At 69.7% G+C, this 22,878-nt stretch carries 32 protein-coding genes; 17 read left to right on the forward strand and 15 right to left on the reverse strand.

Annotation, left to right across the window (positions count from 1 at the left end; all coding sequences use genetic code 11):
• The 3 genes from ACFYMM_RS40525 to ACFYMM_RS40535 form a co-directional block, all read left to right on the forward strand.
• A partial coding sequence (locus tag ACFYMM_RS40525; RefSeq protein ID WP_388396879.1) for an integrase core domain-containing protein occupies window positions 1–404 on the forward strand: 404 nt, incomplete at its 5' end.
• A gap of 25 nt (window positions 405–429) precedes the next feature.
• Window positions 430–1,401, forward strand: coding sequence for a hypothetical protein (locus tag ACFYMM_RS40530; protein WP_388396882.1), 972 nt, complete (start codon window positions 430–432; stop codon window positions 1,399–1,401).
• Entirely contained in the window at window positions 1,398–1,598 is a 201-nt protein-coding gene (locus ACFYMM_RS40535; RefSeq protein ID WP_388396885.1) for a hypothetical protein, read from the forward strand. Before ACFYMM_RS40530 ends, ACFYMM_RS40535 begins: the two co-directional genes overlap by 4 nt.
• Before the next feature lie 151 nt (window positions 1,599–1,749).
• Here ACFYMM_RS40535 and ACFYMM_RS40540 read toward each other — a convergent pair whose 3' ends face one another.
• A complete protein-coding gene (locus tag ACFYMM_RS40540; protein ID WP_388396887.1) occupies window positions 1,750–2,553 on the reverse strand; it encodes a rod shape-determining protein in 804 nt (267 codons plus the stop codon).
• Window positions 2,554–2,792: 239 nt separating this feature from the next.
• Here ACFYMM_RS40540 and ACFYMM_RS40545 point away from each other — a divergent pair, with 239 nt between their 5' ends.
• On the forward strand, window positions 2,793–2,987 hold the full coding sequence (locus ACFYMM_RS40545; protein ID WP_388396890.1) for a ubiquitin-like domain-containing protein: 195 nt from the start codon (window positions 2,793–2,795) through the stop codon (window positions 2,985–2,987).
• A gap of 98 nt (window positions 2,988–3,085) precedes the next feature.
• Here the strand turns inward: ACFYMM_RS40545 and ACFYMM_RS40550 are convergent, their stop codons facing one another.
• Both ACFYMM_RS40550 and ACFYMM_RS40555 read right to left on the reverse strand, forming a co-directional pair.
• Window positions 3,086–3,235 carry a DUF4913 domain-containing protein gene (locus ACFYMM_RS40550; RefSeq protein ID WP_388396893.1) on the reverse strand — a complete coding sequence of 50 codons (150 nt, stop codon included), beginning with the start codon at window positions 3,233–3,235 and terminating at the stop codon, window positions 3,086–3,088.
• Between the two features lie 23 nt (window positions 3,236–3,258).
• Entirely contained in the window at window positions 3,259–3,483 is a 225-nt protein-coding gene (locus ACFYMM_RS40555; RefSeq protein WP_388396895.1) for a hypothetical protein, read from the reverse strand.
• 83 nt (window positions 3,484–3,566) lie between these two features.
• On the opposite strand from ACFYMM_RS40555, the gene ACFYMM_RS40560 reads away from it, so the two are divergent.
• Window positions 3,567–4,259: an ATP-dependent DNA ligase gene (locus tag ACFYMM_RS40560; RefSeq protein ID WP_388396898.1), complete on the forward strand. Its 693-nt coding sequence runs from the start codon at window positions 3,567–3,569 to the stop codon at window positions 4,257–4,259.
• Between the two features lie 37 nt (window positions 4,260–4,296).
• Here the strand turns inward: ACFYMM_RS40560 and ACFYMM_RS40565 are convergent, their stop codons facing one another.
• Together ACFYMM_RS40565 and ACFYMM_RS40570 are read right to left on the reverse strand one after the other, a co-directional pair.
• Window positions 4,297–4,509 (reverse strand): hypothetical protein, encoded by a 213-nt coding sequence (locus ACFYMM_RS40565; protein WP_388396901.1) that lies wholly within the window; start codon window positions 4,507–4,509, stop codon window positions 4,297–4,299.
• Window positions 4,510–4,805: 296 nt separating this feature from the next.
• Complete coding sequence (locus tag ACFYMM_RS40570; RefSeq protein WP_388396904.1) at window positions 4,806–5,003, reverse strand: hypothetical protein; 198 nt, start codon at window positions 5,001–5,003, stop codon at window positions 4,806–4,808.
• Window positions 5,004–5,162: 159 nt separating this feature from the next.
• On the opposite strand from ACFYMM_RS40570, the gene mobF reads away from it, so the two are divergent.
• Window positions 5,163–6,974, forward strand: coding sequence for a MobF family relaxase (gene mobF, locus ACFYMM_RS40575; RefSeq protein ID WP_388396906.1), 1,812 nt, complete (start codon window positions 5,163–5,165; stop codon window positions 6,972–6,974).
• Window positions 6,971–7,318, forward strand: a complete 348-nt coding sequence (locus tag ACFYMM_RS40580) for a hypothetical protein (protein ID WP_388396909.1) — start codon at window positions 6,971–6,973, stop codon at window positions 7,316–7,318. Before mobF ends, ACFYMM_RS40580 begins: the two co-directional genes overlap by 4 nt.
• A gap of 187 nt (window positions 7,319–7,505) precedes the next feature.
• Here the strand turns inward: ACFYMM_RS40580 and ACFYMM_RS40585 are convergent, their stop codons facing one another.
• The 4 genes from ACFYMM_RS40585 to ACFYMM_RS40600 form a co-directional block, all read right to left on the reverse strand.
• Window positions 7,506–7,682 carry a hypothetical protein gene (locus tag ACFYMM_RS40585; RefSeq protein ID WP_388396912.1) on the reverse strand — a complete coding sequence of 59 codons (177 nt, stop codon included), beginning with the start codon at window positions 7,680–7,682 and terminating at the stop codon, window positions 7,506–7,508.
• 113 nt (window positions 7,683–7,795) lie between these two features.
• Window positions 7,796–8,311, reverse strand: coding sequence for a GNAT family N-acetyltransferase (locus tag ACFYMM_RS40590; protein ID WP_388396915.1), 516 nt, complete (start codon window positions 8,309–8,311; stop codon window positions 7,796–7,798).
• A gap of 622 nt (window positions 8,312–8,933) precedes the next feature.
• Window positions 8,934–9,398, reverse strand: a complete 465-nt coding sequence (locus ACFYMM_RS40595; protein WP_388396918.1) for a hypothetical protein — start codon at window positions 9,396–9,398, stop codon at window positions 8,934–8,936.
• A 9-nt stretch (window positions 9,399–9,407) separates the two neighbouring features.
• Window positions 9,408–10,007, reverse strand: a complete 600-nt coding sequence (locus ACFYMM_RS40600; RefSeq protein ID WP_388396921.1) for a hypothetical protein — start codon at window positions 10,005–10,007, stop codon at window positions 9,408–9,410.
• A gap of 889 nt (window positions 10,008–10,896) precedes the next feature.
• Between ACFYMM_RS40600 and ACFYMM_RS40605 the strand changes: the two genes are divergently transcribed.
• A complete protein-coding gene (locus ACFYMM_RS40605) occupies window positions 10,897–11,688 on the forward strand; it encodes a replication-relaxation family protein (RefSeq protein WP_388397019.1) in 792 nt (263 codons plus the stop codon).
• A 53-nt stretch (window positions 11,689–11,741) separates the two neighbouring features.
• Here ACFYMM_RS40605 and ACFYMM_RS40610 read toward each other — a convergent pair whose 3' ends face one another.
• Complete coding sequence (locus ACFYMM_RS40610) at window positions 11,742–12,446, reverse strand: hypothetical protein (RefSeq protein WP_388396924.1); 705 nt, start codon at window positions 12,444–12,446, stop codon at window positions 11,742–11,744.
• 151 nt (window positions 12,447–12,597) lie between these two features.
• Window positions 12,598–13,896 carry a hypothetical protein gene (locus ACFYMM_RS40615; RefSeq protein WP_388396926.1) on the reverse strand — a complete coding sequence of 433 codons (1,299 nt, stop codon included), beginning with the start codon at window positions 13,894–13,896 and terminating at the stop codon, window positions 12,598–12,600.
• A gap of 193 nt (window positions 13,897–14,089) precedes the next feature.
• Between ACFYMM_RS40615 and ACFYMM_RS40620 the strand changes: the two genes are divergently transcribed.
• The 5 genes from ACFYMM_RS40620 (at window position 14,090) to ACFYMM_RS40640 (ending at window position 18,051) form a co-directional block, all read left to right on the forward strand.
• Complete coding sequence (locus ACFYMM_RS40620; RefSeq protein WP_388396929.1) at window positions 14,090–14,239, forward strand: hypothetical protein; 150 nt, start codon at window positions 14,090–14,092, stop codon at window positions 14,237–14,239.
• 19 nt (window positions 14,240–14,258) lie between these two features.
• Window positions 14,259–15,431: a JmjC domain-containing protein gene (locus ACFYMM_RS40625; protein WP_388396931.1), complete on the forward strand. Its 1,173-nt coding sequence runs from the start codon at window positions 14,259–14,261 to the stop codon at window positions 15,429–15,431.
• Window positions 15,428–16,342 carry an aldo/keto reductase gene (locus ACFYMM_RS40630; RefSeq protein ID WP_388396934.1) on the forward strand — a complete coding sequence of 305 codons (915 nt, stop codon included), beginning with the start codon at window positions 15,428–15,430 and terminating at the stop codon, window positions 16,340–16,342. Before ACFYMM_RS40625 ends, ACFYMM_RS40630 begins: the two co-directional genes overlap by 4 nt.
• Window positions 16,323–17,156, forward strand: a complete 834-nt coding sequence (locus ACFYMM_RS40635) for a hypothetical protein (RefSeq protein ID WP_388396936.1) — start codon at window positions 16,323–16,325, stop codon at window positions 17,154–17,156. The genes ACFYMM_RS40630 and ACFYMM_RS40635 overlap by 20 nt, the downstream gene beginning before the upstream one ends.
• Before the next feature lie 76 nt (window positions 17,157–17,232).
• A complete protein-coding gene (locus tag ACFYMM_RS40640; protein ID WP_388396939.1) occupies window positions 17,233–18,051 on the forward strand; it encodes a Ku protein in 819 nt (272 codons plus the stop codon).
• Here the strand turns inward: ACFYMM_RS40640 and ACFYMM_RS40645 are convergent, their stop codons facing one another.
• Window positions 18,052–18,297 carry a hypothetical protein gene (locus ACFYMM_RS40645; protein WP_388396940.1) on the reverse strand — a complete coding sequence of 82 codons (246 nt, stop codon included), beginning with the start codon at window positions 18,295–18,297 and terminating at the stop codon, window positions 18,052–18,054. It lies immediately after the preceding gene.
• Window positions 18,298–18,802: 505 nt separating this feature from the next.
• On the opposite strand from ACFYMM_RS40645, the gene ACFYMM_RS40650 reads away from it, so the two are divergent.
• Genes ACFYMM_RS40650 through ACFYMM_RS40660 form a run of 3 tightly spaced genes read left to right on the forward strand, consistent with a single transcriptional unit; the run spans window position 18,803 to window position 20,255 of the window.
• Window positions 18,803–18,997, forward strand: coding sequence for a hypothetical protein (locus tag ACFYMM_RS40650; protein WP_388396943.1), 195 nt, complete (start codon window positions 18,803–18,805; stop codon window positions 18,995–18,997).
• A 4-nt stretch (window positions 18,998–19,001) separates the two neighbouring features.
• Window positions 19,002–19,634, forward strand: a complete 633-nt coding sequence (locus ACFYMM_RS40655; RefSeq protein WP_388396945.1) for an RNA polymerase sigma factor — start codon at window positions 19,002–19,004, stop codon at window positions 19,632–19,634.
• A 3-nt stretch (window positions 19,635–19,637) separates the two neighbouring features.
• Window positions 19,638–20,255, forward strand: a complete 618-nt coding sequence (locus tag ACFYMM_RS40660; protein ID WP_388396948.1) for a hypothetical protein — start codon at window positions 19,638–19,640, stop codon at window positions 20,253–20,255.
• A gap of 269 nt (window positions 20,256–20,524) precedes the next feature.
• On the opposite strand, the gene ACFYMM_RS40665 is transcribed toward ACFYMM_RS40660, so the two are convergent.
• Both ACFYMM_RS40665 and ACFYMM_RS40670 read right to left on the reverse strand, forming a co-directional pair.
• Window positions 20,525–20,806, reverse strand: coding sequence for a hypothetical protein (locus ACFYMM_RS40665; RefSeq protein WP_388396951.1), 282 nt, complete (start codon window positions 20,804–20,806; stop codon window positions 20,525–20,527).
• On the reverse strand, window positions 20,803–21,501 hold the full coding sequence (locus tag ACFYMM_RS40670; protein WP_388396953.1) for an HNH endonuclease family protein: 699 nt from the start codon (window positions 21,499–21,501) through the stop codon (window positions 20,803–20,805). Before ACFYMM_RS40670 ends, ACFYMM_RS40665 begins: the two co-directional genes overlap by 4 nt.
• Window positions 21,502–22,013: 512 nt before the next feature.
• On the opposite strand from ACFYMM_RS40670, the gene ACFYMM_RS40675 reads away from it, so the two are divergent.
• Window positions 22,014–22,184 (forward strand): hydrophobic protein, encoded by a 171-nt coding sequence (locus tag ACFYMM_RS40675; protein WP_388396955.1) that lies wholly within the window; start codon window positions 22,014–22,016, stop codon window positions 22,182–22,184.
• 328 nt (window positions 22,185–22,512) lie between these two features.
• Here ACFYMM_RS40675 and ACFYMM_RS40680 read toward each other — a convergent pair whose 3' ends face one another.
• Window positions 22,513–22,755: a DUF3761 domain-containing protein gene (locus ACFYMM_RS40680; RefSeq protein ID WP_388396958.1), complete on the reverse strand. Its 243-nt coding sequence runs from the start codon at window positions 22,753–22,755 to the stop codon at window positions 22,513–22,515.
• Between the last annotated feature and the right edge of the window lie 123 nt (window positions 22,756–22,878).

Genomic DNA, 22,878 nt, shown 5'->3' on the forward strand with positions numbered 1-22,878 from the left:
CCGCGATACTCCCGCGCCGCCCGCTGCCGATTCCCCACACCCATCCGCAAACCTCCAGTTCACAGGAGGTGTTGCGACCACCGATTGAATCCGCCGAATACACATCCGAGGCGTTCCAGCAGCTGTGCGGCCGCTGGGGCGTGGTTCAGTCGATGGGGCGCGTCGGGTCCGCGCTGGACAATGCCGCCGCGGAGTCGTTCCACTCGGTCCTCAAGGTCGAGTACATCCACCGGCACGCCTTCGCCACCCGCGCCGAGGCCCGGCTGAAGACCGCCACGTGGATCGCGGACTTCTACAACACGAAACGCCGTCACAGCGCGGCAGGCGGGAAACCACCCGTCGAGTTCGAACTGATCATCCAGGAAACGCGAGCCCGGACCGATCAGGAAGACCGGGTCGCATAACCAACGTCTCTACGCAACCAGGGGATTGACAGTTCCCGACCCGCGGGGCCCCGCATCGGCAGGTTCGGGGGTCCTGCGAGTTCTCCTGGCCTGGCTGGGCGCCGAGGCACCGTTCAGCGAGGAGGATGTCCTTGGTCTGTCCGCCACGTTCTCCCCGACCGCAACGGCGCGCGCTCTGGGGTACCTGCGACGCCAGGGCCTTCTACGCCCCGCTGGCCCCACCCAGCAGGGCGAAGATGCGCTACGCGAGATCCACGCCGGGCGGCGCCAGCGTGTCAGCGAGCTTGGCCGCGAACGCCGCAACCGGCGACACGAGGCCGCGATCGCCACCAAGCTCACCGTGCTGCCCGGCCCGGTCGCCGCCCAGGTCCAGGTATGGGTGAGGGTCATGCGCGGCCAGGGGCGACGCCGTCACCGGGCTGCCGACTACGCCCGTATCCGGCGCAACCTCAGCACCGTCCTGCCCGTGCTCAAGGCATGGGCCAGCGTCGGCCTGGACCTGCGGCAGATCACCGCCGAGCACATCCGCACCGAACTCAACCAGCGTCAGGGCAGCCAAGCCCGCGCGGTGCACCACGTCCTGCGCAGCGTCTTCGCCGCGTTGAAGCAGGAGAAAGTTGTCTTCCACAACCCTACGCTGGGAATCTCGCTGACCACCGCGGTGCCCGTCCCTACCCCGCTGCCCAGCGACCGGCTCCGCGGCCTCCTGGACCGCCTCGACGGCCCCCGTGCCAGTCTCACCGTCGGCCTGGTCGCGGTCCACGGAGTGCGGCCTCTCGAAGTCACGCGGCTCAGACTTGACGACCTCGATCTGCACCGCCGCACCCTGCGCATCCGGCGCGGCAAGGGCCACCAGCACGTCGTCCACCTGGACGTGCTGACTCTGCACCTTCTCGCCGCCTGGCTCACGAGCGCCGCAGGAACTGGCCCACCTCGGACAACCCGCACCTGCTCATCACGAGCCACTGCGCCCACCACCCCGCCCAGCCACCCATGAACTACTGCGCACTGAGGGCCGCCTTCGACCGGACCGGCATGCTGCCCAAACAGCTGTGGAGCGACCGTGTCCTCGACGAAGCCAGACACACCGCCGATCCTGTTCACCTCGTCCGCGTCTTCGGCATCCACCCCCACACCGCCGTCAGGTACGTCCACGCAGCCCACCCGGACAAGGCACTGGCGAAAATCCGCTGAGGCGACACCAGCCCCCCCGCGCGGTGATCCGCGCCAGCCCCAAACCCTGGGAAAGGAAGTTCTTCGAGGGGGAAGGAGGTGTACCCCGAGGCCGTCGCACAGGCCCACGCGGGTCGGGACACGAGCGCCGGGCGGCACGTGGTACCGCTGGTCACTGTGATGGGCGGATGTACCCCTTGGTGATGAGGTCCTTTTTGTGGTGCTCGTAGTGCTTGATGCCGTCGCGAAGAGCCGTCTTCAACGACTTCTCGGACACATGCACGCTCATGCGGAGCTCCGCGCGGATCTGGTCCCGGTGGCGGCTGACTTCCTTGTCGTCGCTGTACACCGTCAGCTCCCTCTCCGCGAGCGACCGCGAGAAACCGGGGCCTGACTCGTTGATCACCCAGCGCGCCGTCTCGATGAGCGAGCCCAGGCGCTCCTCGATGGGCAAAGGCTCGGACGATCCGGGCACCGCACCCGGCGGCGCAGCCGAGTGGGAGACGATCATGTCTCCGACGTGATACATCGCAGATGTGGTGCGGGTGGAGGTCAGCAGGTTCAGGAAGACCCCCGTCGCGTCCCAAATCGGCTGCCGCGCGCCGGTGGCGACCATCTTGCTCTCGGGCACGATCACCACCTTGGTGTCGGCACCCCACACCTTCTTGACCAACTCGCCCATCTCCGACCTGGCCAGCTTGGAATCCGGGTCGGGCAACACGAGGAGGACGCACGCCACCCTCGGCTTCTCGTCCGAAATCAGCTCGGCGACGTGCGCAAGGAGCCGCTCCACGACCTCGGGATCAGCGATGTGCCCATCGGCGAGGCAGTGACGCGCCGGTTCCTCCGCCTCGTGCCCTACCAGCACTTCCCCGTCGGGACCGTCACTGACCACGGCCGGTTCGTCGATGATCGTCCGTCCGTTCAGGGTAACGAACAGATCCTCCGTCAGCGACACGGCAACCAGGTCGTCCATGCCCGTGCTCCTCATCTCCCGCTGTAACAGTGCCACACCCAGCCACAACATAAAGTAGTTAGATAATGACAGCGAGTTGTGCAGGGTGACCGACCTCGGGGAACACCGGTACAGCAGTTGGCGCTGAGAACGATCATGGCCAGTAGCGAATGCCGCCTGTGACGGCGTGGGGCACCTGTTTCACGGTGCCTGAGCAGTGGAAGGGCTGAGCGGTACTTCTTCGCTCCTTGGAGGACTTCATGCCAGAAGATTTCGAAGACGTCCCTGAGCCGTACGAGGACACCGTCGACGAGCCCGTCGATGAGACCGGGGTTGACCCCAAGGACATCGAATTGGTTATGGCGCAGACTGGTGCGTCAAGAGCGAAGGCGGTCAGGGCCTTGAAAGAGAGCGGCGGCGACCTCATCAACGCGATCATGGCGGCCGGCGAATAGTCGGCGAACCGCGCCGCCCCCGATCGGTGTGCTAGCCGACCATGATCGTTCTCAGTGCCAACCGCTGTACCGATGTGCCCCGAGGCCGGTGACCGGGTTCAAGCAGCGGCGCGGCCGGGGGCCTGCTGGCCGGTCAGCTCCTGCCAGGCCAGCCAACATGCGTGCAGTCGAGCGACGGCGACCGGGTGCTCGAACCATAGGTGGCACCAGCAGGCGTACGCGCTGGGCTCGGCGAGGTATCCGGGCACGAGGACGCCTTTGCCCCCCTCGATCAGCGCCCCGTAGTTCCTCGTCGTACTCGGGCGAGTCCAGCAGCAGGATGAACGGTGGGGAAGCCCACTCCCCCCTCGGCTGCTTCGTCGTCCTCCCCGGTCTCCGCGTCGGGCTCCGGATCGTTGCCGGCGCCGTCGGCTTGGTGTTCGGCGGCATCGATGAGGGCCTTCACCTGGTCGGTACGCACGTCTTCGGTCTGCCGGCCGACACGGCCGAACGGCATCCGCCTTTGCTGCCGCCACCCCCGACGATCTGGAACCGCCCCACCCCACCCATCAGAACCGCACGCACACAGGCAGGTTCCGAGTGTTCGGGCCCCCGGAATCCGCGAACCCGTTCGCTTTCGCCTTCGACCTCCTCCAGCTCGACGGCCAGGAGCTGCCGCACGTCCCGTACGGCGAGCGGTGCGCGCAACTGGAGCAGCTGTTCACCGACCACGGCCTGAGTGCCCCGTGGACGCTCTGCCCGGAGACGACCGACCCGGCGACGGCCAAGGAGTGGCTAACGTCCTGGACGCAGGTGCCCGGCGTCGAAGGCCTCGTGATCCGGGGGAGCGGTCAGCGGTATCTGCCGGGAGTCCGTGCGCTCTACAAGGTGCGCCGCCGCGATACCACCGAAGCCGTGGTGGGTGCGATCACTGGCACCGTACGGCGGCCGCAGACGCTCGTGCTGGGCCGCCTCGATCAGACCGGCACGCTCCGGCTGGTCGGGCGCAGTACGCCGCTGCGGCCGGACGCGGCGCGGGACCTAGCCGAGCGGCTGACGCCCGCAGGACCCGGCCACTCATGGGAGGGCGTCCGGTTCACGACCTCCTGGGGGTCGCGCACGCCGCTCGACGTCGTGCTGGTCGAACCGGAGCTGGTCGCCGAGATCACGGTGGACACGGCGCAGGAGCGCGGCGCGTGGAGACACCCGGTGCGCTTCGCCCGGCTCCGGCTGGACGTCGCGGTCACGGACGTCCCGCCCTTCGGGGCGGGCGCCGAGCCCGCCAGCAGCTGACCCCCTCCCCTCCGCTCCCGACGCGCTCCGAGCAGCATCACGGGCCGGTGAGGATGTCGTGGGTGCCGATGCGACGCCAGATGACGTGCTGTACACCGGGGCATATTGCTGGCCCGTGCTGCCAGGTCGCCCACCCATTGCCGTCCCAGGCCAACTCGAAGACACAGGGCGCGCTCCGGATGCCCTTCACACGAAGTCCGGCGCGGAAGCGCCCGCGTCCGGCGCGCAGGTCGTCGACGAAGGCAGCCACGGCCTGGCAGAAGCGGCGGCGCTGGGCGGGGGCGGTCCAGATCGGCGGTGAAGCGGGGCAGGACCTCGTAGGTGGGCACGGCGAACTCCTTCAGGACGCACGAAGCCCCCGGCCGGTGGCCGGGGGCGGTGGTGGCTGTTCGTGTTGAAGGGCGTCGGTGACGTGGTGCTCAGTCGTGGCGGGTTGTCGGCGGAGTGGTGCGTTGGTGTGCGGTCGATGACGGTGGAGTCGGTTGGTGCGCGTTTTCGCTGCGGGTGGGGCTCGTGTGGTCGTAGCGCAGTATTCGCACGGCACGGTCAGCTCTCGTAGAGAGCGCGCATGGCGTCCCAGAACTGCTGGGGCCGGGTGGCCTCGCAGCTGGAGCATCGGCGCCCTGTGATCCAGCTACGGGCCGGGTGGTCCTGCTGGGCGGAGCGCTGGGTGTGGCCGTACTCGATCCGGAGCGGTCGGCGGCAGAGCGGGCAGAGGTCGTCGTGAACGAGGTTCGGGTTCATGGGCGGCAGGGTGCACACGTCGGTGGCTTACCGTCTCGGGCTGGCCCGGCGGCCCGCCTGACGGGCGCTCCGGTAAAGACTTGGTGATGCCCTCCCGCCCGGCGGGAAGGACCTCGGATCGCGCTTTTCCGCAGGTCAGGACCGGGGTCCCATGTGGCGATGATCAGCATGTCGGCAGTTCGCCCGGGGACCGGGTGGCGCTACCTGTTCCGTGGTGTGATGGTCGGCGACGGCCACCGCCGGGCGGGCACGCCGCTGCGCGCCGCCCAGGACGAGGCCGGTGTCCCACCCGGTGTCTGGAAGGGGCGGGGCCTGGCCGCGGTCGGTCTCAAGGCCGGGGATGTGGTGACCGAGCGGCAGGCCGAACTGCTCCTGGGGGAAGGCCGGCACCCGGATGCCGACCGGATCGAGCGCGAGCGCCTGGAGGCGGGCGACGATCCGGCGACGGCGCGGCGGGCGACCGTGCTGGGCAGGCCCATCGAGCACAACCGCTCGCCGAAGACCGAGAAGGCCAAGGAGCGGACGCCCTGGCTGGCCATGGACCTGGTGTTCCGGGCGCCGTCGACGGCGCACATCGCCTGGGCGCTTGGGGATGACGAGACCCGGCTGGTGCTGGAGCTGTGCCAGGACATCGCCAGGGACAAGACGCTGGCGTGGTTTGAGGATTCGGTCGCGGAGATCCGCTGGAAAGGCGGCGGCAAGCACCGCGCCCGGGTCAAGGATGGGCTGATCATCGCGGTTTTCCGGCACTACGAGTCGAGAGCTGCCGAGTCGAAGCCGCTTCTTCACGATCATGCGGTGGTGTCGATCCGTGCCCGGCGGCCGGACGGCAAGGGGACGTGGGGCAACCTGTCGGCGGACTCGCTGATGGCTCACATCGTCGCCGCGGACACTCTCTACCTCCTGTACTTCATGGAGGAGGTGTCCGCCCGGCTCGGGTGGGCGTGGGAGCCGCGCGAGGTGACGCCCGGCCGCCGGCCGGTCATGGAGATCGCGGGCATCGAGCAGCGGCTCATCGGCTGGCAGTCGACTCGCCGTCAGCAGATCGAGGACGCGCTGCCCGTCCTCACGGCCAAGTACGAGGAACGGCAGGGGCACGCGCCGGGGGAGCGGGCCTCCTACGCGCTGGCCTGCCAGGCCGCCGACCAGACGCGCCCGCCCAAGCGCACGGAGCTGCTGTCACTGACCGAGCTGCGCAAGCGATGGCGCACCTCAGCGATCCGGGCCTACGGCGCCGACGTCGTCGATCGGCTGGCGGAGCGGGCGCGGGCGGCGGCCGTGGCGGTGTGGGCGCGGGTGCGGCCGGTGGTCGACATAGCGCTGGCGGCCGTCGACGTCGTCGCCGTGGTGTACGTGATGCGCGGAGCGTTCAAGCGCCACCACCTGCTCGCCGAAGCCCGCCGCTACCTCTCCTACGTCCTGCGCGGCCGACCCCACCAGCCCGGGCTGGACGAACAGATCGTGCAGACAGCCGTCGACGACTACACCCGCCCGGCTAGCCGACGGATGATGACCGCCGACCTGCGCGCCCTGTACCCGCGCGACACCGAGGACCAGGCCGTGCTGCGCCCACTGACCCGGAAGCGGTCCGCGCCCCAGTACGAGCGGGCCCGCCTCGCCGCCGGCGCCCTGGCCGCCCGGGTCCACGCAGCGCGGCGTGCGGAGCGCCTGAGCTCCCGCACCCGGCCGCGCGCCGTCGCCGTGCCCGCCGCCTTGAGGTCGCACCCGCGGCCGTTCCACTCCGGCCGGGAGGCCGGCCGCGTCCTGGAGCAGGAGACCGGCGTCGACACGGTGGAGCAGATCCGCCGGACCCTTGAGGCCGCCGCCGCCAAGCTCCAGGACGGCATCCGGGAGCGTGCCGTCGCCCACGGCCCCCGACCGCAGCCCGCCCCGGCGACGGCCCCGCCGCCGCACACCCAGCAGCCCGGCACCCAGCACACGCCGGGCCGGACCACAGGAGGAGTCGCGTGAGCACCCCGGAAGAACAACCCAGCCTTGATGACGCCCTCGCCCGCGCCCGCGCTGCCGCCAAGGACATATCCGCCGCGCTCGATGAGGACCAGGAGCCCGAGTCCGATGAGCCCCTGGGGTGGCAGCCGATCTGGAAGCGCCCCCGGAAGCCGAAGTCGAAGGCGGCGAAGAAGCAGGAGCTGCGCAAGCAGCGGCGGCGACTCCAGGACGCCGGGAAGCGCCGCCTCGCCGCCGCGCAGTCGCGCCGGCCCCGGTCCCGGCAGAACCGGATCGGCAACGCGGCCGCGCGCCGCGATGTTCGTGCCCTGTCCCGGGTGCGGCACTCCACCGCCTGGCTGTGGTGACGATGCCGGGCATCGTCCACCGAGTGGAGCCCACGATGTTCTGCATCCAGTGGCGATGCACGACATCGGGTGGACTCCACTCAGTGAGCCTCCGCCAACTTGAAGTTGCAGGTCAAAGGGCTGGTGTGACCCGTTCTCGGTTTGCTCACGCTGGTCGTGGGCGGGAGTCCGCGAAGAAGATCATCCGTCAGCGGTTGACTTCGAGGTTCGTCAGGACGAGCAGAGCGCGCATTACACGTTCAGCGACGGCGAGTTCGTCCCGCTCGGCCCGCACTTCGGTCAGCTGTTTGGCCAGCTGATCTTCGAGTTCGTCCAGTTCCGCGCGCCGCGCGGTGATCCGTTCCAGCAGCTCGGGATCCAGCATGCACCGGATCGTAGAAGGCTACCGAACTGCTGCGAGCGAGAATCAGCAAGCTGACCATTGGAACGGGAGACAGCGGTCTTCGAGCTGACCAGGATCACCCGTTGCCGCTGAAGTCAGAGCACACGCCGGTAGCGAAGCTCAGTGAGCGTGATCTCGTCGTAGGGGTCGTCCTGAGTAGCACCGTCGGCTTGATAGCCAGACCGCTCGTAAAAGCGCCGGCCTCGTTGGTTGTCAGAGAGAACCCACAAGGCCGACACTTCGAAGCCCTGACTCTTCATCTGCGCGTGGGCCTCCTCCAGGAGCCTCCGGCCGATGCCCTGGCCGATCAGATCCGGCGAGACGTACAGGGCGTAAACCTCACCGACCCGTCCCAGACCAGGCACTTCACCTCGCCACGGCCCGAAGCAGACCCACCCCACCGGGCCACGGTCACCGAGTGCCACAAGATCTCGTGACTGTCGTCCGGGTTGAGAAACCCACTGCCGCCGTTGACTGGCATCACCCTCCACCGTCATGGCATCCAAATACGTCTGGGGAACGATGCCGGCGTACGCCGCCTGCCATCCCCGGACTCGGATCGTCGAAACGGCCTCGACGTCGGCCGCATCCATCTCCCGCACGTGCACCATCGCGCCACCGTAATCGCACAGGTGCCTCAGGACGAACTCCTTTACCCCGCCGTCGGTGCCTCTCCAACGAGAGCAACTCCTGACGAACGATCTACTGCGCAGACAGTCGCTCATGAGCTGCGTGAGTCCCCCGAGCACGAGGCACACCAGCCCTTTGACCTGCGACTTCAAGTTGGCAGAGGCTCAGTGGACTCCACCCGATGGGATCCACCGAGTGGACTCCACTCCGGTGCACCGGATGACGATGCACGCCACGTGGTGCGCATCGCGATGTCCGCCACCGCATCCGGCGGCGCACCACCCGACGATGCCCGGCACTCTCGCGCGCGCCTGGTACGCCGCACCCGATGTCCCGCACCGCACCGGTGCGCACACCGCCGACCGACCCCTTGACCAGGTGCGGCCGGTGGCGTGCGCTACCCCTTGACCAGGTCCGCCACCGAGGACGATTCCCCTTGACACAGCCCCTTTCGGCTGGCGATCAGGTCGTGGTCAAGGGGGTGTGTGATAGAGGAGCCGGCCCGGCCGTGGCGCGCGCCCGGTGCGGTGCGGCGATGCCGATGGAACGCACCACTATGGGCGATGCGGTGGGGCGCGCGGCGGTGGCGCGCATTGGGTGCGCTTAAACGACGGTCAGGCGCACCGGATGCGAGCCGGCCGGTGCGGGGTGGGCATCGAGGGCCTGGCCCACACCGACGGCCTCCAGCTGGCGCAGAGTGTCGGCGACGTCCTCGTGGTCCTCGGTGAGGAACTGCAAGGCGAAGTCGATGACGGAACGGGCGATGCCTTCCGCCGTGTCCGGCCCGGCCTGCGCCCAGGTCCGCAGCGAGGTCACGAAGACGCGCCCGAGGGCCTCCAGAGCGAAGGTGTCCGCGCACGGCTCGCCCGCCTCCGGGCCGGGCAGCGCGGTGACGGGGACGACGATCCGTTCGACGACGTCGACGAGCAGCTCGGGCATCCGCGGCTCGCCGCCGGCGAACTCGCGGGCGGCTTCGACGTCGTCGGCCTGCACGGCCCGGAGGTAGCTGAACGCGGAGATGGCCGCGTCCGGGGGCATCGGGGTGAGCGGCATGTCGGTGGTGGGCATGATGGCTCCTCACGTACGGGGCGCCGCGCCGATCGCGGCGACCTCATAAGCGATCTTCAGAGCAGATGCCTGTGGATAGAGTCCGCGCACCGACGGTGAGCGGACTCGCCTGGCCGGCGCATGCGTTGCCCCCTTGTCCAGTTCCGCTACCTGCGACATTCCGCCCATTCCGGTGAGGAGAAATCTCCGTCCCGCCACGCTGCGCGACGGCCAGAGGAAAAGCCGCTGCCGCCCGGGGCGCGCCGCTGGGAGACTGCGGAGATGACCACGCAGCGGCTGCCGTTCCCGGTCCCGGACGAACGCGCCCACCTCGTGATCGGGCCGTGAATGCGCCGCTAGGCTGCCGACCGTGACAAGGCGACAGTCTTCCCGGCCTGCGGGCTCCATGTCCCCCTGCGCCATCTGTAAGAAGCCCATCGGTACAGCCGCGCGGACGAAGTCCCGGTCCGGGAAGGTCTGCCACGAGGCGTGCTTGAAGCAGGCGAAGGCTGCGGGCGCGGGCGGCGCGAGCAACCAGCCGCCCGCGCTGCGCCAGCCGACCGTGTCTCGGCGTGACCGCCCGGACAAGTCCTCCAAGAAGCCGTCGCGGCCGAAGTTGCAGATGCCCACCCTTGCGCAGATCCTGCGGGTGTCGTGCCCCGCGTGTCAGGCTTCACCCGGCACAGCGTGCACTCTCCGCGGCGGCCACCAGGCCCGTGTCGAGGCATACCGTGCGGTTGCGGGCGAACTGAAGGGCAAGGCGCAGACGCAGAAGAACGCTCGTCGTTCACAGCGTGGGCCTGGTCCTGTAGAGGTCTCCCGTGTCGCCCCGGCGGCGGTTCCGCCGCCCCGGCCGAAGCAGGTCACCGTTTCGCCGTTCCAGGGCCAGCCGGCCCGCTTGCAGACGTGCCCGCAGTGCGAGAAGCCGATCGGGCCTCGCGATCCCGTGGCACCCACCGAGGAAGGGCGCTTGGGCCATTACCGGTGCGTCACGGGGCACGGCTTCGACAGCGGCAAGGCCCTCATCGAATCGGGTGAGACGTTCCGCGCGCGGCGGTCGTCCGGGTGGCGGCTGGGGGCATCCCCGTCCAGCACGGGCGAGAACAAGCGGTAGCTGACACATGGCGGTGACGATCACGGCTCGGTAACGCCGCTCAGTGGAGTGTCACACCGTCGACTTTCGCCACACCTCTACCAGGTGACGGCGGGATTCTTTCCGGAGTCCCGCGCCACCTGCGTGAGGAGCTTCGTCATGACGTACACCAGCAGCGCCCGGCAGCCCGAGCCGGAGCCGCGCCCGACCTGGACAAGGGGTGCTGAACGGCCTCCGGGCGGCCCGGAATCCAGTGCCGTGAACGGTGCCGCGAACGAATCCAACGTCGTGCCCATCACCGCAGCTCACACCGCCCGACAGGGCGCTTCTCGGCATGCTGACACCTCTCTCCCTTCCCCTGAGACGTCAGCGAAGGGGAAGAAGTCCACTCCCACGGCCGGGAAGGTGCGGGCCGATGCCCTGCGGATGCTGGGGTGCGTGCGGATAGCCACGGTGCGGCAGATGACTCAGGTGATCACGAAGGATGAGTCGGACGGCCGGTCGTACGTGCGCAGGGCGATGAAGGAACTGGCGGAACTCGGGCTGGCGGAGACGAACGGCAAGGCGGGCAAGCACCCGATCTGGAACCTGACCCCAGCAGGACAGAAGGCTCTGGCCGACGGCAACGAACTGCCTCCCCGACCGAAGGCCGGCACCGGAGCGAAGGCGGTGAAGGCCGGGTTCGGTCCGCACGGCGTCGCGGTGACGGACATGATCCTCGCCTACGGCGGCCGCAAGCACCTGACCGACTGGCAGGTGGAGGTCAACCACGCCATCAAGGAGACCGGCCTCAGCTTCAACACCGACGCCGTCCTCGCGCTGCCGACCAAGACCAGCGAGGTGCGCCTCTTCGAGCTCGACAACGGCACCATGTCCCAGGCCCGGCTCGCCAAGGAGGTCTGGGACTACGAGCGCTACGCCGGACACCGCGTCTGGGAAGGCGCCCGCGGCACGATCGGCAACACATTCCCGTTCTGGCAGCGCCACCGCTACACCAGCTCCCAGACCTTCCCGCGGCTGCACGTCGTCCTGGCGGGCAAGGAGGAGCACCTGCTCGACAACCGCCTCCAGGCGCTTGCCGACGACGTGAAGGGCATCGCCGTCGCGGTGTGGGTGAACACCCTGCCCCGGCTTCAGCGAGGCGAGCCCTGGTACGAGATCGGCGTCGACGACCCCGATCGGCGCCGCCGGCGGTACCCCGAACCCGTAGGCCGCTGAGCCGCGCGCGACGCCGGGCAAGCCCTTCGCGCGAGGGCTTGCCCGGGGCACGGCTACACGAGGGCGGCGGCCACGGTCTCAAGAACAGCGCGCTGCTGCGGATCGACGGGCACGTCGGCTTGGCGCAGTGAGCGCAGTGTGGCGCCTTCGACGCACAGCCTGCACAGCCCGAACACCGGCATCGGACCGGCACCGATGAGGGTGTGCGAGGTGGAGCTCTCGTAGACAGGGCGGTAGCAGCCGGGGCACAGCTGGCAGTCCTCGGGCTCATTCGCCGGCGGCGCGTCGGGGCCGAGCAGCGGGACGATCCGGCGGAGGTTCTCCCCGGCCTCCGCCCACAGTCCCATCGGCCGTTCCGCGGACCGCTCGAACACGACGTCGCCGTCCGGGCCTTCGCTGGTACGGACCCGGGCTAGCGTGCCGACGCCTTCCTCGGGGTGGTCGGGAAGGAACGCCAGGACGGTCCGGTAGCCGGGCCCCTCGGTCACACCGAAGACGTGTCCCCGCCCGGCAGCGAGCGCCGCGGCCACCTCCTTCAGCCCCTGGCCGTCGTCGTCGTTGCGCAGACGCAGCGGCCACGCAGCCGGAGCGCCGTCGATCTCGGCAGGGGAGGAGGTGATCAGGATGCCGTTGCCGGACTGGCGGACGTCCAGGTGCTGCATTCCCCGGGTGGAGTGGAAGGCGGTGCCGAACCATTCCGTGGTCGGCTGGCTCTCGCCCCGTGGGCGGCGTGGCTTGTGCTGCTTGTGACGTCCCATGTTGTGCCTCGCAGACGTGGGCCCCTGCACGGGCCGGATCGGTCCGCTGAACCCACAACCGGCTGCCCGGCAGGTCGGGTGCGCCACGGGCCCGTCATTCACCCGCACAGCCGATCCGGCTGTCGGGTGCCCGCTGTGAAAGCGGTCGTCGTCAGCCGGCTACGACGTCGCGTAGTTCCTGTACGGCGCGTTCGCGGTGGTGCTGTGCGGGGATCGCCTCGTACAGGTCCAGGGCGCGACGGCGGACCAGGCCGGTGCGGTAGTCGACGGGCAGCGCCGTCAGGGCAGCGACTGTGCGACGGCACGCCTCTTCGCTGTCGCCGTTGTGATGGGCACAGGCGGCACCGTCGATGTACAGCAAAGTGCGCGTCATCGTGCTGGTCGGCGCGGACAGCTCCAGCGCCCGCTGCTGGCTCTCCCGGGCGCGGAGGGTGTCCCCGAGGGTGGTGAAGGCGTGGCTGAGGTGGACGTGGTGCTTCTGTTCGCCGTACGTCAGCCACGTGTCCGACCGCTCGCCCTCGGGGAGCCGGTCCATGAGGGCGTCGGCGGCCTCGAGCGCGGCGCGGGCCTGTTCGCTCTGGTGGTTGAGGGCGAAGGCACGGGCGGCGACGGCGGCCGCCAGCACCGCGGCGGCGGTCGGCCGGGTGCCGGCGATGCGGCGGGCCTGTTCAGCGAGGCCGGCCGCTGCCCTGGGAGCGCCGTAGTTGAGCGGCACCATCGCCTCGCGGGCGAGGACCCAGGCGTGCAGCTGCTGGTCGCCGGATTCGGCGGCGGCCCGGGCGGCGGTGGCGAACCAGGCGCGGGACTCGCGGCGGCTGCCCAGGTCGTGTAAGACGATCGCGGTCATCCCGGCCATCTGCCCGGTCGTCCGGCACAGCCGGGCCCGTACTGGTGCGGGCTGCGGGACGGTGAGCAGCGGGCGCAGGGTCGTGAAGTCGGTGACCAGGTCGGCCAGGACGCGGGTGGGCGCTTGTCCGTGGTAGCCGTATCCGTAGCTTTCGGCTGCGGCCTCGAGGTCGGCGAGGTCCTGGGGAGTGTCGGGGGTTAGGGTCTGGTCGACGTCGGTCCGGGCGGTGGTGAGGGCGGCGAGGGCCGGGGCGGTGAGGCCGGCGGCCAGCGCGCCGCGCAGCAGGTTGCGGCGCTTCATCGGATCGTCTCCATGGTCGGGCTCCGTGCTGTGAACGGCGGTGTCCTCCCAGGGTTGCGCAGCAAGCCCCAGTAGGGCACCGGGAATGCGCAGTCCGCCGGCGATTCGCTCGACAGTCGTGAGGGCGGTGACAGCTGTGGTGCCCCGGGCGATCTGGCTGACCCGCTCGGCTTTCAGCGCGCACGCTTCGGCGATCCGGTTGAAGGAGATCCCCGCGTCGTGGGTCATGGCGAACACGGTGGTGAAGTCCCGTTCGCGCAGGGCACGGACGAACGCCGGGTCGGCCAGGAGGCGGTGCGGCACTTGGGCGGGTGACGGCGGTAAGTCGTCCACAAGGCCCCCAGAAATCTCGTGGAATGACAGTGCGTCAGCCCAACGACCATACCCACCGTGGGGGCCCCGTCACGGGGTTATTGCCCGCGTGGTTCGCGGCTGTACTGACGGTGTCCGTGGCCGTGCCGTCCAGGGCCCGGCCACCAGCCCATAGGAGGATTCCATGCAGAGTCCCGCCACACCCCCGCCCGCCACGTCCGGGCCGTCGACCGTTGGCCTGGTCCGCTCCCGCCGGTCGATCGTCGCCGCCCGGGGCCGCAACGCCATCCCCTCGGACGGCGGCGGCACCGGCAAGAGCGACGGCAACGACTGACGATCGGGAGCCCCACGCGATGACGCACCCGTCCATCGCGGCGTGCCTGGGCGAGGACTTCCTCGCCCAGGCACTGCACCGCGAACACCGCCACGTACCCGGCGCCCTCGATGTCGCCGGGATCATGACCTGGGATGACCTCAACCAGATCCTCGGCGCTCACCGGCTGGAGCCGCCGCGCATGAGGCTGTCCCGCGACGGCGAGACGCTGCTGGTCGGCGGCTACACCACACCGGTCGCCACCCGCCGGCACACCGTGTGGCACCGCCTCCACCCTGCCGAACTGCACGCCCGCCTCCAGGACGGCGCCTCCCTCGCCCTGGACAGCGTCGACGAACTCCACCCACCGATCGCCCGCCTCTGCGAAACGATCGAGCGCGAGCTGCGCACCCGCGTCCAGGCGAACCTCTACGCCTCGTGGACCAGCACCGAGGGCTTCGGCGTCCACTGGGACGACCACGACACGGTCATCGTCCAGCTGGACGGCGCGAAGCGCTGGCGGATCTACGGCACCACCCGCCCCTACCCGCTCTATCGCGACATCGAAGACCCCGGCGAGGCGCCCACCAAGTCGGTCGCCGACCTAGTCCTGTGGCCGGGCGACGTCCTGTACGTGCCGCGCGGCGTGTGGCACGCAGTCTCCGCCGACCAGGGCACCCGCTCCCTGCACGTCACCTGCGGCCTGCAGACCCACACGGCGACCGACCTGATGGCGTGGGTGTCCGAGCAGCTGCTCACACACGAGGACTGGCGGCGCGACCTGCCGCTGCTCGCCGCGCCGGATGTCCAGGCCGAGGCCGTGGACGGGATGCGCAAGCGGCTCGCCGAACTGTTGGACGATCCCGGGCTGCTCGCCCGCTACCGGGTTGCGATGGACGGGCAGGCCGTGGGCCGGATGGTGCCGAGCCTGCCGTACATCGACACCGTCCCCGTCGACGGCGGTCTGCGCGTGCGGCTGACCACCGCCCGCGCGGTGCTAGAGGTCGGCGAGGACACGGTGACGCTGTCCGCCGCCGGGAGCACGTTCGCGTTCGCGCCCGAGGCGGAGGCGGTGCTGCGGCCGCTGGTCGCCGGGCGGACCGTGGACCTGGCCGCGCTCGCCGACACGGCCGGCCTCGCCCTGGAGGACGTCACCGGGCTGGTCCAGGAGCTCGTTGCCGGGCAGGCCGCGACCGTGGGGAGCCTGCTGTGACAGCGGAGCTCGCTCTGGGCACCTACCGGTGCCGGGCGATCCCGGAGGCGGCCGTCCGCGCGGCCGCCTCCGGCGCGCAGTGGATCGACACCGCCCCCAACTACGCCACCGGCCAGGCGCAGACCCTCCTGGCCCCGGTCCTGGCCGCCCGCCCGCACGTACGCATCGCCACGAAGACCGGGTTCTTCACCGCGCCCACCGGCGCCGACGCGGTGAACGACGGCGCCCTCACCGAGGAGCAGGCCCTCGCCGGGCACAGCCTCACCCCGGACTACGTGCGCTGGCAGATCCGCCGCAACCGCGCCCAGCTCGGGCGTGACCGGCTGGACCTGGTCCTGCTGCACAATCCCGAGCGCGCCCACCCCGGCGACCGGCCCGCCCTGCACCGAGCGATCCGCGAGGCCTTCGCCGTCCTGGAGGAAGCCGTGGCGGCCGGGCACGTGACCGGGTACGGCATCGCCACGTGGGCGGGCCTGGAAGAGGGGGCGTTCACGGTGGCGGAACTTCTCGCTCTGGCCGGTGAAGTTGCCGGGGGACCGCAGAGCCATCACCTGGTCACGCTCCAGATGCCGGTCAGCCTGGTGATGATGACGCCAATCGTCCAGGCCCTTGACGGCCGGGGCCCGCTCCCGGCCGCCGCCGGCGCGGGCCTGCGGGTGATGGCGTCCGCGCCGCTGCACGGCGGAGAACTGCCCGGCATGGTCGACCAGGAGCTCGCCGACCTCATCCGTCCGGGCCTGACCCCCGCACAGACGTGCATCCTCGCGGTCGCGTCCTGCCCAGGAGTGACAGACGTCCTTCTCGCCGCCTCCGGTGCGCCACACTGGAGGGAGGCGGCCGACGTGGTTGCTCAACCCTCCCTGACCGCCGCCAAGTTGCGGGAGATCACTGGTGTACTCGCCTCCCCCTGACCCGGACACCGAGCGCCGTATGCGGGCCCACCATGCCCGAGCCGCGCAGGCCCTGGACGTACGAGCCCAGCCGGGCGGGGAGTTCTGGGGTTGGGCCGGGCGCACCCTGGGTGCCCCGGCCCGCACCGCGGCTGGCGTTCCGGCGTGGCTCCGGTTGGTGTCGGCTCCGGAGGACAAGGCGTCGGGGAAGCTGTGGGACGGCGCCCTGGATGCGCAGCACGCCCTCGGCGACCTCGACGGGCGCCGGCCCGCACTCCTGGGGGTGCACGACGCTTTCGACGACGGCACTGCCTACCGGGCGGAGCTGTCGGCCCGCGTCGATGAGCCCGTCCTGTCCGACGATCCGATCCTGCGGCGCGACCTGGACCTGCCCGACTCCTGGTGGGAAGCGCTCGCCGGGACGCTGGAGAAGCTCTCGGCTACCAGCACCGACCGCGTCGCCGTGCGCGAGCAGTACATGAGCCGGGCCATCCCCGAGTTCGTGGGCATCCCGGCCCCGGCCGTGACCTCCGTGGCGACAGCCCACGCAGACCTGCACTGGGCGAACGTCACCTCGCCTCTCCGGGTGCTCGATTGGGAGGGATGGGGGCAAGCCCCTCAGGGCTTCGATGCCGCCACGCTCTACGCCTACTCGCTACTCCAGCCGAACATGGCCGCCCGTGTCCGCGCCGTCTTCCCCGTGCTGGGCAGCCCGGCTTGCCTCGCCGCCGAAGCGACCGTGTGCGCCCAGCTCCTGCAGACCGTGGCCCGCGGCGACAACCTCGTCCTCGAAGCCCAGCTCCGGAACTGGGCTGGGGAACTGCGCCACCGCTGATCGAGCTCCCCGGAAGCTGACGTGGCCGTGGCCGTTCCCGGATGCGGGGACAACCGCGGCCGCCGACGCTGGAAGCATGAGCGCCACCGCCACCTGGTCGGGCACGATCGCCTTCGGGATGGTCGTGATCCCCGTCCAGCTGCTCGCGGCCACCGAAGCGCACACGGTGCGGCTCCATGAGATCCACACCGCCGACGGCAGTCGCGTTCAGCACCGCCGCTTCTGTGCTGCGGAGGACCGCGAGATCCCCTATTCCGAGGTGGGGCGCGGCGTCGCCCTCCCGGACGGTCGCACGCTGCCGCTCTCCGAGGACGACCTCGCCCGCCTGCCGCTGCCGACCAAGCGCACGATCACGGTGGCGGGATTCATCGAGCCGCAGGGCGTGGTCCCGCTCAGCTACGACCGGCCGTACTACATCGCTCCCGCATCACGGGATGCGGACCGCCCGTACGCCCTGATGGTGGAGGTCCTCTCCAAGACCGGGCTTGTGGCCATGGCGAAGGTCGCGATCCGCAACCGCGAACGCAGGGCGATCATCAGCCCGTACCGCGGACTGCTGCTGCTGCAGACCCTGCGCTGGCGCGATGAGATCCGCGACCCCGCAGACCTCGCCCACCTGGTGCCCGCCGTCCCGCTCAGCGACCGCGAGCGACGGCTGGCGGAGGTGCTGGTGCAGGAAATGATCGGCGTGGACGACAGCGTGGATCACGACGGGTACGCCCACGCCCTGGAGCAACTGGTCGACGCCGTCATCGCGGGAGAGGAACCGGCCGAACCGCCTCAGCCCGAGCCTGCTGTCGATCTCATAACCGCACTGCAGCAGAGCGTCGATGAGGCACGATCCACCCGGCATCCCACGAAGCACCCCTCGAAGGCTGACCGGGACGGGAAGTGATCAGCCCGCCCACCCGATGTCACGGACCTCGATTGCTCCGGCGTGCGGCATGTACTGGATCCAGCACCGCCGGCCGAACGCCTCCCGGATCTCCTCCACCGAGCCCGGATCCCGCACATCGGGCCAGGCCCGCGGATCCATCCGCGCGACCTCCACGAGCGCCATCACCTCCCGTCGCGCCCAGTCGTCCGGCAGCTGCGCCATGACCTCCACCGCGAGCTCCTCCACCACCACGCCGTACCGCATCCCGCACACCCCCGTGTGATCGACTCGGGCAGCAGCGTACGAAGGAATCGCCGACCGCGTTTCGGCCTGTGGATAACCCGGATCGGGGAGGTCCAGGCGACGGACGGCGGCGAGGTACAAAATGGGCCGGACCGCCGTGGTGGAGGCCGACCACAGGCCCGACCATGACCGAGGAGGAGCAGCTCCACGTTCGATCATGTGATGTCCGTCACATGACCGATTGTGTGCTGGGCAGTTCATGGCATTTCCTGCAGTCGCTTGCGTCGACTCCTGAAAGCTGTCCTCCCTGGTCACAGTCCGTGCCCGAACGGTAACTCACCGGCAGGTCAATGCCTGTGTGTGCGTATGTGATCACCGAGGGTCAGAAATTGATCGGGCGGACGCTGTGCGTTTGGGCCCTGTGATCCGAAAAGCTGCCGCCGAGGACCCACCGCGGTGTCCTCCAGCGCGACCTGCCCTGCCCGAAGGGCCAGGACGCTGCGTTGGCAGGAAGGACAAAGGTCCCGTGTCCCACAACGATCTGCTCGCGCTGCTGGCGGTGAGCACCGCCCTTCGCGTCTTCCTCCCCGACATGCGCTCGGGGATGCGCCGCCTGCTGCGCGCCGGCGCCCGGGTCGGCGTCGCCGAACTCCTGCACACCCAGCAGACCGCCCCCAGCGAGGCCCGCGCCTCCATGGCTGCCCGGGACACGGAGGTCTGAAGCGATGAGTGACGACAGCGACGCCCACACCCTGCCCACCTCCTTTGAGGAACTCAACGCCTTGCACGGCATCCACTACGAGATGCCCGCCAGCCTGGACGGCTTCTACCGCCGCTACGCCCGCGCCCAGGTCCGCTACGCCGCCACCATCCTCGGCAGCAAGGAAGCCGCCAAGACCGTCGTGCGCAGCCTCTACACCCACCTGGCCCTGAACTGGGGCGCCACCCTCCTGGAAGAGGGCGGCCCGGAGGCCTACGCCTGGCGGGCGCTGAAGCTGCGGGTGGAGACGCACGCCCGCATGACGATCACCCCCACCGCCGACGGCCGTTCCCAGACTGCGTCAACAAACGACCGAACCACCGCCGTCTACCAGGCGGTGCGTGCCACGCTGTCTGACATGCGCTCGCAGATGGCGGACATGGAGTCCCCGATCGGCCTCTACACGGCCATAGCCGCCCTGCCCGAGCGCCAGTTCGACGTGATCATCCTGCTGTTCGCGCTGGGCTACTCGGTGAAGCAGGCCGCGGAGATCATGGGCATCCATGAGGGCACGGTGCGCACCCACCGGCGGGTGGCCCGCCGCAGCATCGCCGCCAAGCTCAGTATCGATCTGGGTGACGACGAGGAGAAGGAGTAGAAGGTGTCGCGCAGCATCGACAGGATCCTCGACCAGGCGGCCATCCCGGACACGGTCACCGACGACGAACTCGACGGCCTGAAACAAGAGATCGTCCGCGACGTCACCGCCACGCTCATGTTCGGCGCCCAACCAGCGCCGCAAGGCCACCACCCCACCCGCCTGGAGTTCGCCGACAGGCACCTGAAGACACTCTCCTGCGACCTGCTGCGCAGCAGCCAGGCCGCAGAACACATCGCCGGCATCGCCGACGACCCCGTCGACATCGACGGCGCCCTGCACTTCGGCTGCCTGCTCAACCTGGCCAGGAAACCCGAGGGAGCGCTGTGGTGGTGGCAGTACGCCGCCGGCGCCGGCAACGCCACCGCCGCCTACTGCCTCCACCTGCTCCACCTGGGCCGCGGCGAGCTGCGCGACGCCGACCACTGGATGCGCCAGGCCCTCGACCTCGACATCAGCCTGGCCCGCCGCCCCACCCGGCCAGAGCATCCATGGCCCACACACACCCGCGTCCTGCGGGAAGCCGTAGACCGTCTCAAGGTCGAGGAAGCGTGCGGCGAATTCCACCACCCCGACCAGCGCCTGGCCGATCAGATCGAAGAACTCGCCGACGCCTGCTGACCGTGGTAACAGCCCCGGGCGCAGAGGGCTCCGGGTATTCACGTGGTGCCGCGTCCCGCTCGAGGACCGGCCGCGGCACCACCACCTAGTAACGCGCCCGGGCTATGCCCGCGCTCCTGGGCACACACCGGACAACAGAGCGCGGCGAAGTGAAAAACCAGTAGCGGACGCCGTTGTGGTGGGAGCAGGTGCCCTGCGAGTGCCGCGAGTACGACGGTGCAGGAACAGCTCCGGCCTCCCTTCAGGCCGGAGCTGCCGATGCCCTGGGGTCAGGTGGCTCGGGCGCCGGCGCCGCGTCGGATGCGGCCGAGGAGGTCGCGGTGGTAGGCGGCGAGGCCCCCTCGTGGGATGGGGGAGGGGCTGCCGGTGAGGGTGTACCACTCGTCAGCACCTGTGTACTGGACGGCGACATGCGCGCCATGCCCATCGTCGGTGAGGGTGGTGCGGACGGTGAGGTCGCCGGTGATGACGCCGGTCTCGTCGGTCATCGCCCCGCCCGGGCCGGCGGTGACGTTGCTGGTGTAGGAGTCGGTGTCCGGAGTGGTGTTCATGCGGGGCAGGTATCCAGCATCTCGTCCAGCTTGCTCTTCTCGGGTTCAGTGATGTTCAACTCGTACACGTACTTCACGTGGGTCCACGCCCGGGCGTAGGTGCACCAGTAGGAGCGCAGCGGCGGTGCCCACTGGTCGGGGGACTGGTCGCCCTTTTGCTGGTTCGAGCTCGCGGACACCGCGATCAGCTGCGGATTGGTGAGGTCGTTGGCGAACTGGCGGCGCTTGGCGGTGGCCCACTCATCGGCTCCGGAGCGCCAACCGTTGGCCAATGGGACGACGTGGTCGATGTCGACCTCGGTGGACGGCCTGGTGGAGACCTTCCCGTCGTAGGCGCTATACCAGGTCCCGGAGATCGCGCGGCACTGCTCGTCCTGGATGACGCCCTGGCCGTCGCGGGCGAGGACGACTTCGCGGGTGTCGCAGGTGCCGTACTGGGTGATCCAGTGCGGGAACTTCGAGCGCGAGTAGCCGGTCATCGGATGCGGGGCGGCGACGGTGAGTTCACCGAGTTCCTTGCGGACGACGTCGGCCGGCGGCGGCTCGGGAAGGTCCCGGCGCACGCTCTGGGCGCCGGCCAGGCGGGAGACAGGTTTTGCGGATGCGGCCGCAGCCGCGGGAGCGGAGCTGGCGGGGGCGAGCAGCGCGGCGACCACCGCGGTGACCAGGGCACGCTTTGCGTGGGACGGATGCATGCGCTCATCTCTCTTGATCGGCAAAGATGCTGATCAAGACAGGTAGCGGCAGGCGGGCTTCCCTGCGGGCGTTCTGGCAGTGGCCTCACTCGGATGGCGGGTGGGGGTTCACCGGAGAAACGAACCGCCAACGTCCAGCCACTGTTTGAGGCGACTGCTCGGCCGCGGGGAGCGATGGGCACTCACTTCCGAGAAAGTGATTGATTCACATCGATGCGCTGGTCTCATGCGCGTCGCCCACGGTCTTGCCCGTGTTGCCGCATGAGTTCCCTCGGTTGCCGGCCCCGGGTGTTGGCTGTACGCGCGACCCCGTAACGCTCCCGGTAAATCCGAGGCCACGGCATCGCTTTGAGCGATACATGCTGCGTAGTGGCGGTGCGTGAGGTGCGAGAAAGGGGGAACCGTCCACGGCGTGCGACGCGCATATGCCCCTCATTCCTTGGAAGTAACTCATATTTTGTGTGCTTGTAGGGCTGAAGTAAGGGCATCCGGTGGCCAGGAGGTTGATAACGATGGTTCCCCTGCTTCTGGTTCTTCTGCTGGCTCTGATCCTCTTCGGCGCGGGTTTCGCACTGAAGGCGCTGTGGTGGATCGCGGTGATCGTGCTGATCGTGTGGGCGCTGGGCTTCGTCGTCCGAACCGCGGACGGCGCAGGCCGCAAGGGCCGCTGGTACCGCTGGTAGACGCATATCCTCAGCGTGAGGAGCGCTGCCCTGTAGCGGAGTATGACGTGGGGCCCGGCCGGGACGGCCGGGCCCCACGTCATACAAGAGGCGCATTCCCGCTCAGACGGAGCGGATAGATCGGGCGTACCGGGCGCACCAGAGGGTACGTGAGTGATGCACCGGCCCCGCAGAAGCAGCAGTGGAACCCTGCGCCTCCTATATTCTGCGGGGCTGCTGCACGCGCCCCGCAGGACCGCCTGCCGCGCGACGAAACGCCAACCTGTTCACCGTCAGAAGAGCCTGAGGTGGCGGCCTGATGCTGAACGAGGACGCCGCACCAGTTCGACTACTTGAACCAATAGCTGACGCCGTGGTGGTGGGAGCAGGTGCCCTGCGAGTGCCGCGAGTACGACAGGGAATCGTCCTTGCACTTCGCGGTCTCGTACTTGTCCGCGGGCTTCTTGTGGTGCGTCCAGCCGCACACCCCGGTGGTGTGGTGGACGCAGTGGTGAGCGGTGTTGGTGGACGGCAGTGTCGCCGCGGACGCGGACTGTGCGCTGAAGAAGACGCCGGAGACGGCGACAGCCACAGCGCAGGCAGCAAGACGAGTACGCAAAGGATCCCCCCGTTGAAGCTGAGCAAGTGCAGCGGGAGCTTATAGCGCTCTCACCTGCCTCCTCACGTGACCTTTGCACCTCTTTACCCCGGGTTC

This window comes from Streptomyces sp. NPDC006739 (assembly GCF_042869815.1).
Lineage (GTDB): Bacteria > Actinomycetota > Actinomycetes > Streptomycetales > Streptomycetaceae > Streptomyces.

What these genes read in the sequence shown, in the direction of transcription:
- ACFYMM_RS40535 (WP_388396885.1), top strand. Translation starts at nt 1,398, where the DNA reads ATGAACTACTGCGCACTGAGGGCCGCCTTCGACCGGACCGGCATGCTG.
- ACFYMM_RS40540 (WP_388396887.1), bottom strand. Translation starts at nt 2,553, where the DNA reads ATGGACGACCTGGTTGCCGTGTCGCTGACGGAGGATCTGTTCGTTACC.
- ACFYMM_RS40545 (WP_388396890.1), top strand. Translation starts at nt 2,793, where the DNA reads ATGCCAGAAGATTTCGAAGACGTCCCTGAGCCGTACGAGGACACCGTC.
- ACFYMM_RS40555 (WP_388396895.1), bottom strand. Translation starts at nt 3,483, where the DNA reads ATGCCGTTCGGCCGTGTCGGCCGGCAGACCGAAGACGTGCGTACCGAC.
- ACFYMM_RS40570 (WP_388396904.1), bottom strand. Translation starts at nt 5,003, where the DNA reads ATGAACCCGAACCTCGTTCACGACGACCTCTGCCCGCTCTGCCGCCGA.
- mobF (WP_388396906.1), top strand. Translation starts at nt 5,163, where the DNA reads ATGATCAGCATGTCGGCAGTTCGCCCGGGGACCGGGTGGCGCTACCTG.
- ACFYMM_RS40585 (WP_388396912.1), bottom strand. Translation starts at nt 7,682, where the DNA reads ATGCTGGATCCCGAGCTGCTGGAACGGATCACCGCGCGGCGCGCGGAA.
- ACFYMM_RS40590 (WP_388396915.1), bottom strand. Translation starts at nt 8,311, where the DNA reads ATGGTGCACGTGCGGGAGATGGATGCGGCCGACGTCGAGGCCGTTTCG.
- ACFYMM_RS40595 (WP_388396918.1), bottom strand. Translation starts at nt 9,398, where the DNA reads ATGCCCACCACCGACATGCCGCTCACCCCGATGCCCCCGGACGCGGCC.
- ACFYMM_RS40605 (WP_388397019.1), top strand. Translation starts at nt 10,897, where the DNA reads ATGCTGGGGTGCGTGCGGATAGCCACGGTGCGGCAGATGACTCAGGTG.
- ACFYMM_RS40610 (WP_388396924.1), bottom strand. Translation starts at nt 12,446, where the DNA reads ATGGGACGTCACAAGCAGCACAAGCCACGCCGCCCACGGGGCGAGAGC.
- ACFYMM_RS40620 (WP_388396929.1), top strand. Translation starts at nt 14,090, where the DNA reads ATGCAGAGTCCCGCCACACCCCCGCCCGCCACGTCCGGGCCGTCGACC.
- ACFYMM_RS40625 (WP_388396931.1), top strand. Translation starts at nt 14,259, where the DNA reads ATGACGCACCCGTCCATCGCGGCGTGCCTGGGCGAGGACTTCCTCGCC.
- ACFYMM_RS40640 (WP_388396939.1), top strand. Translation starts at nt 17,233, where the DNA reads ATGAGCGCCACCGCCACCTGGTCGGGCACGATCGCCTTCGGGATGGTC.
- ACFYMM_RS40645 (WP_388396940.1), bottom strand. Translation starts at nt 18,297, where the DNA reads ATGCGGTACGGCGTGGTGGTGGAGGAGCTCGCGGTGGAGGTCATGGCG.
- ACFYMM_RS40655 (WP_388396945.1), top strand. Translation starts at nt 19,002, where the DNA reads ATGAGTGACGACAGCGACGCCCACACCCTGCCCACCTCCTTTGAGGAA.
- ACFYMM_RS40665 (WP_388396951.1), bottom strand. Translation starts at nt 20,806, where the DNA reads ATGAACACCACTCCGGACACCGACTCCTACACCAGCAACGTCACCGCC.
- ACFYMM_RS40670 (WP_388396953.1), bottom strand. Translation starts at nt 21,501, where the DNA reads ATGCATCCGTCCCACGCAAAGCGTGCCCTGGTCACCGCGGTGGTCGCC.
- ACFYMM_RS40675 (WP_388396955.1), top strand. Translation starts at nt 22,014, where the DNA reads ATGGTTCCCCTGCTTCTGGTTCTTCTGCTGGCTCTGATCCTCTTCGGC.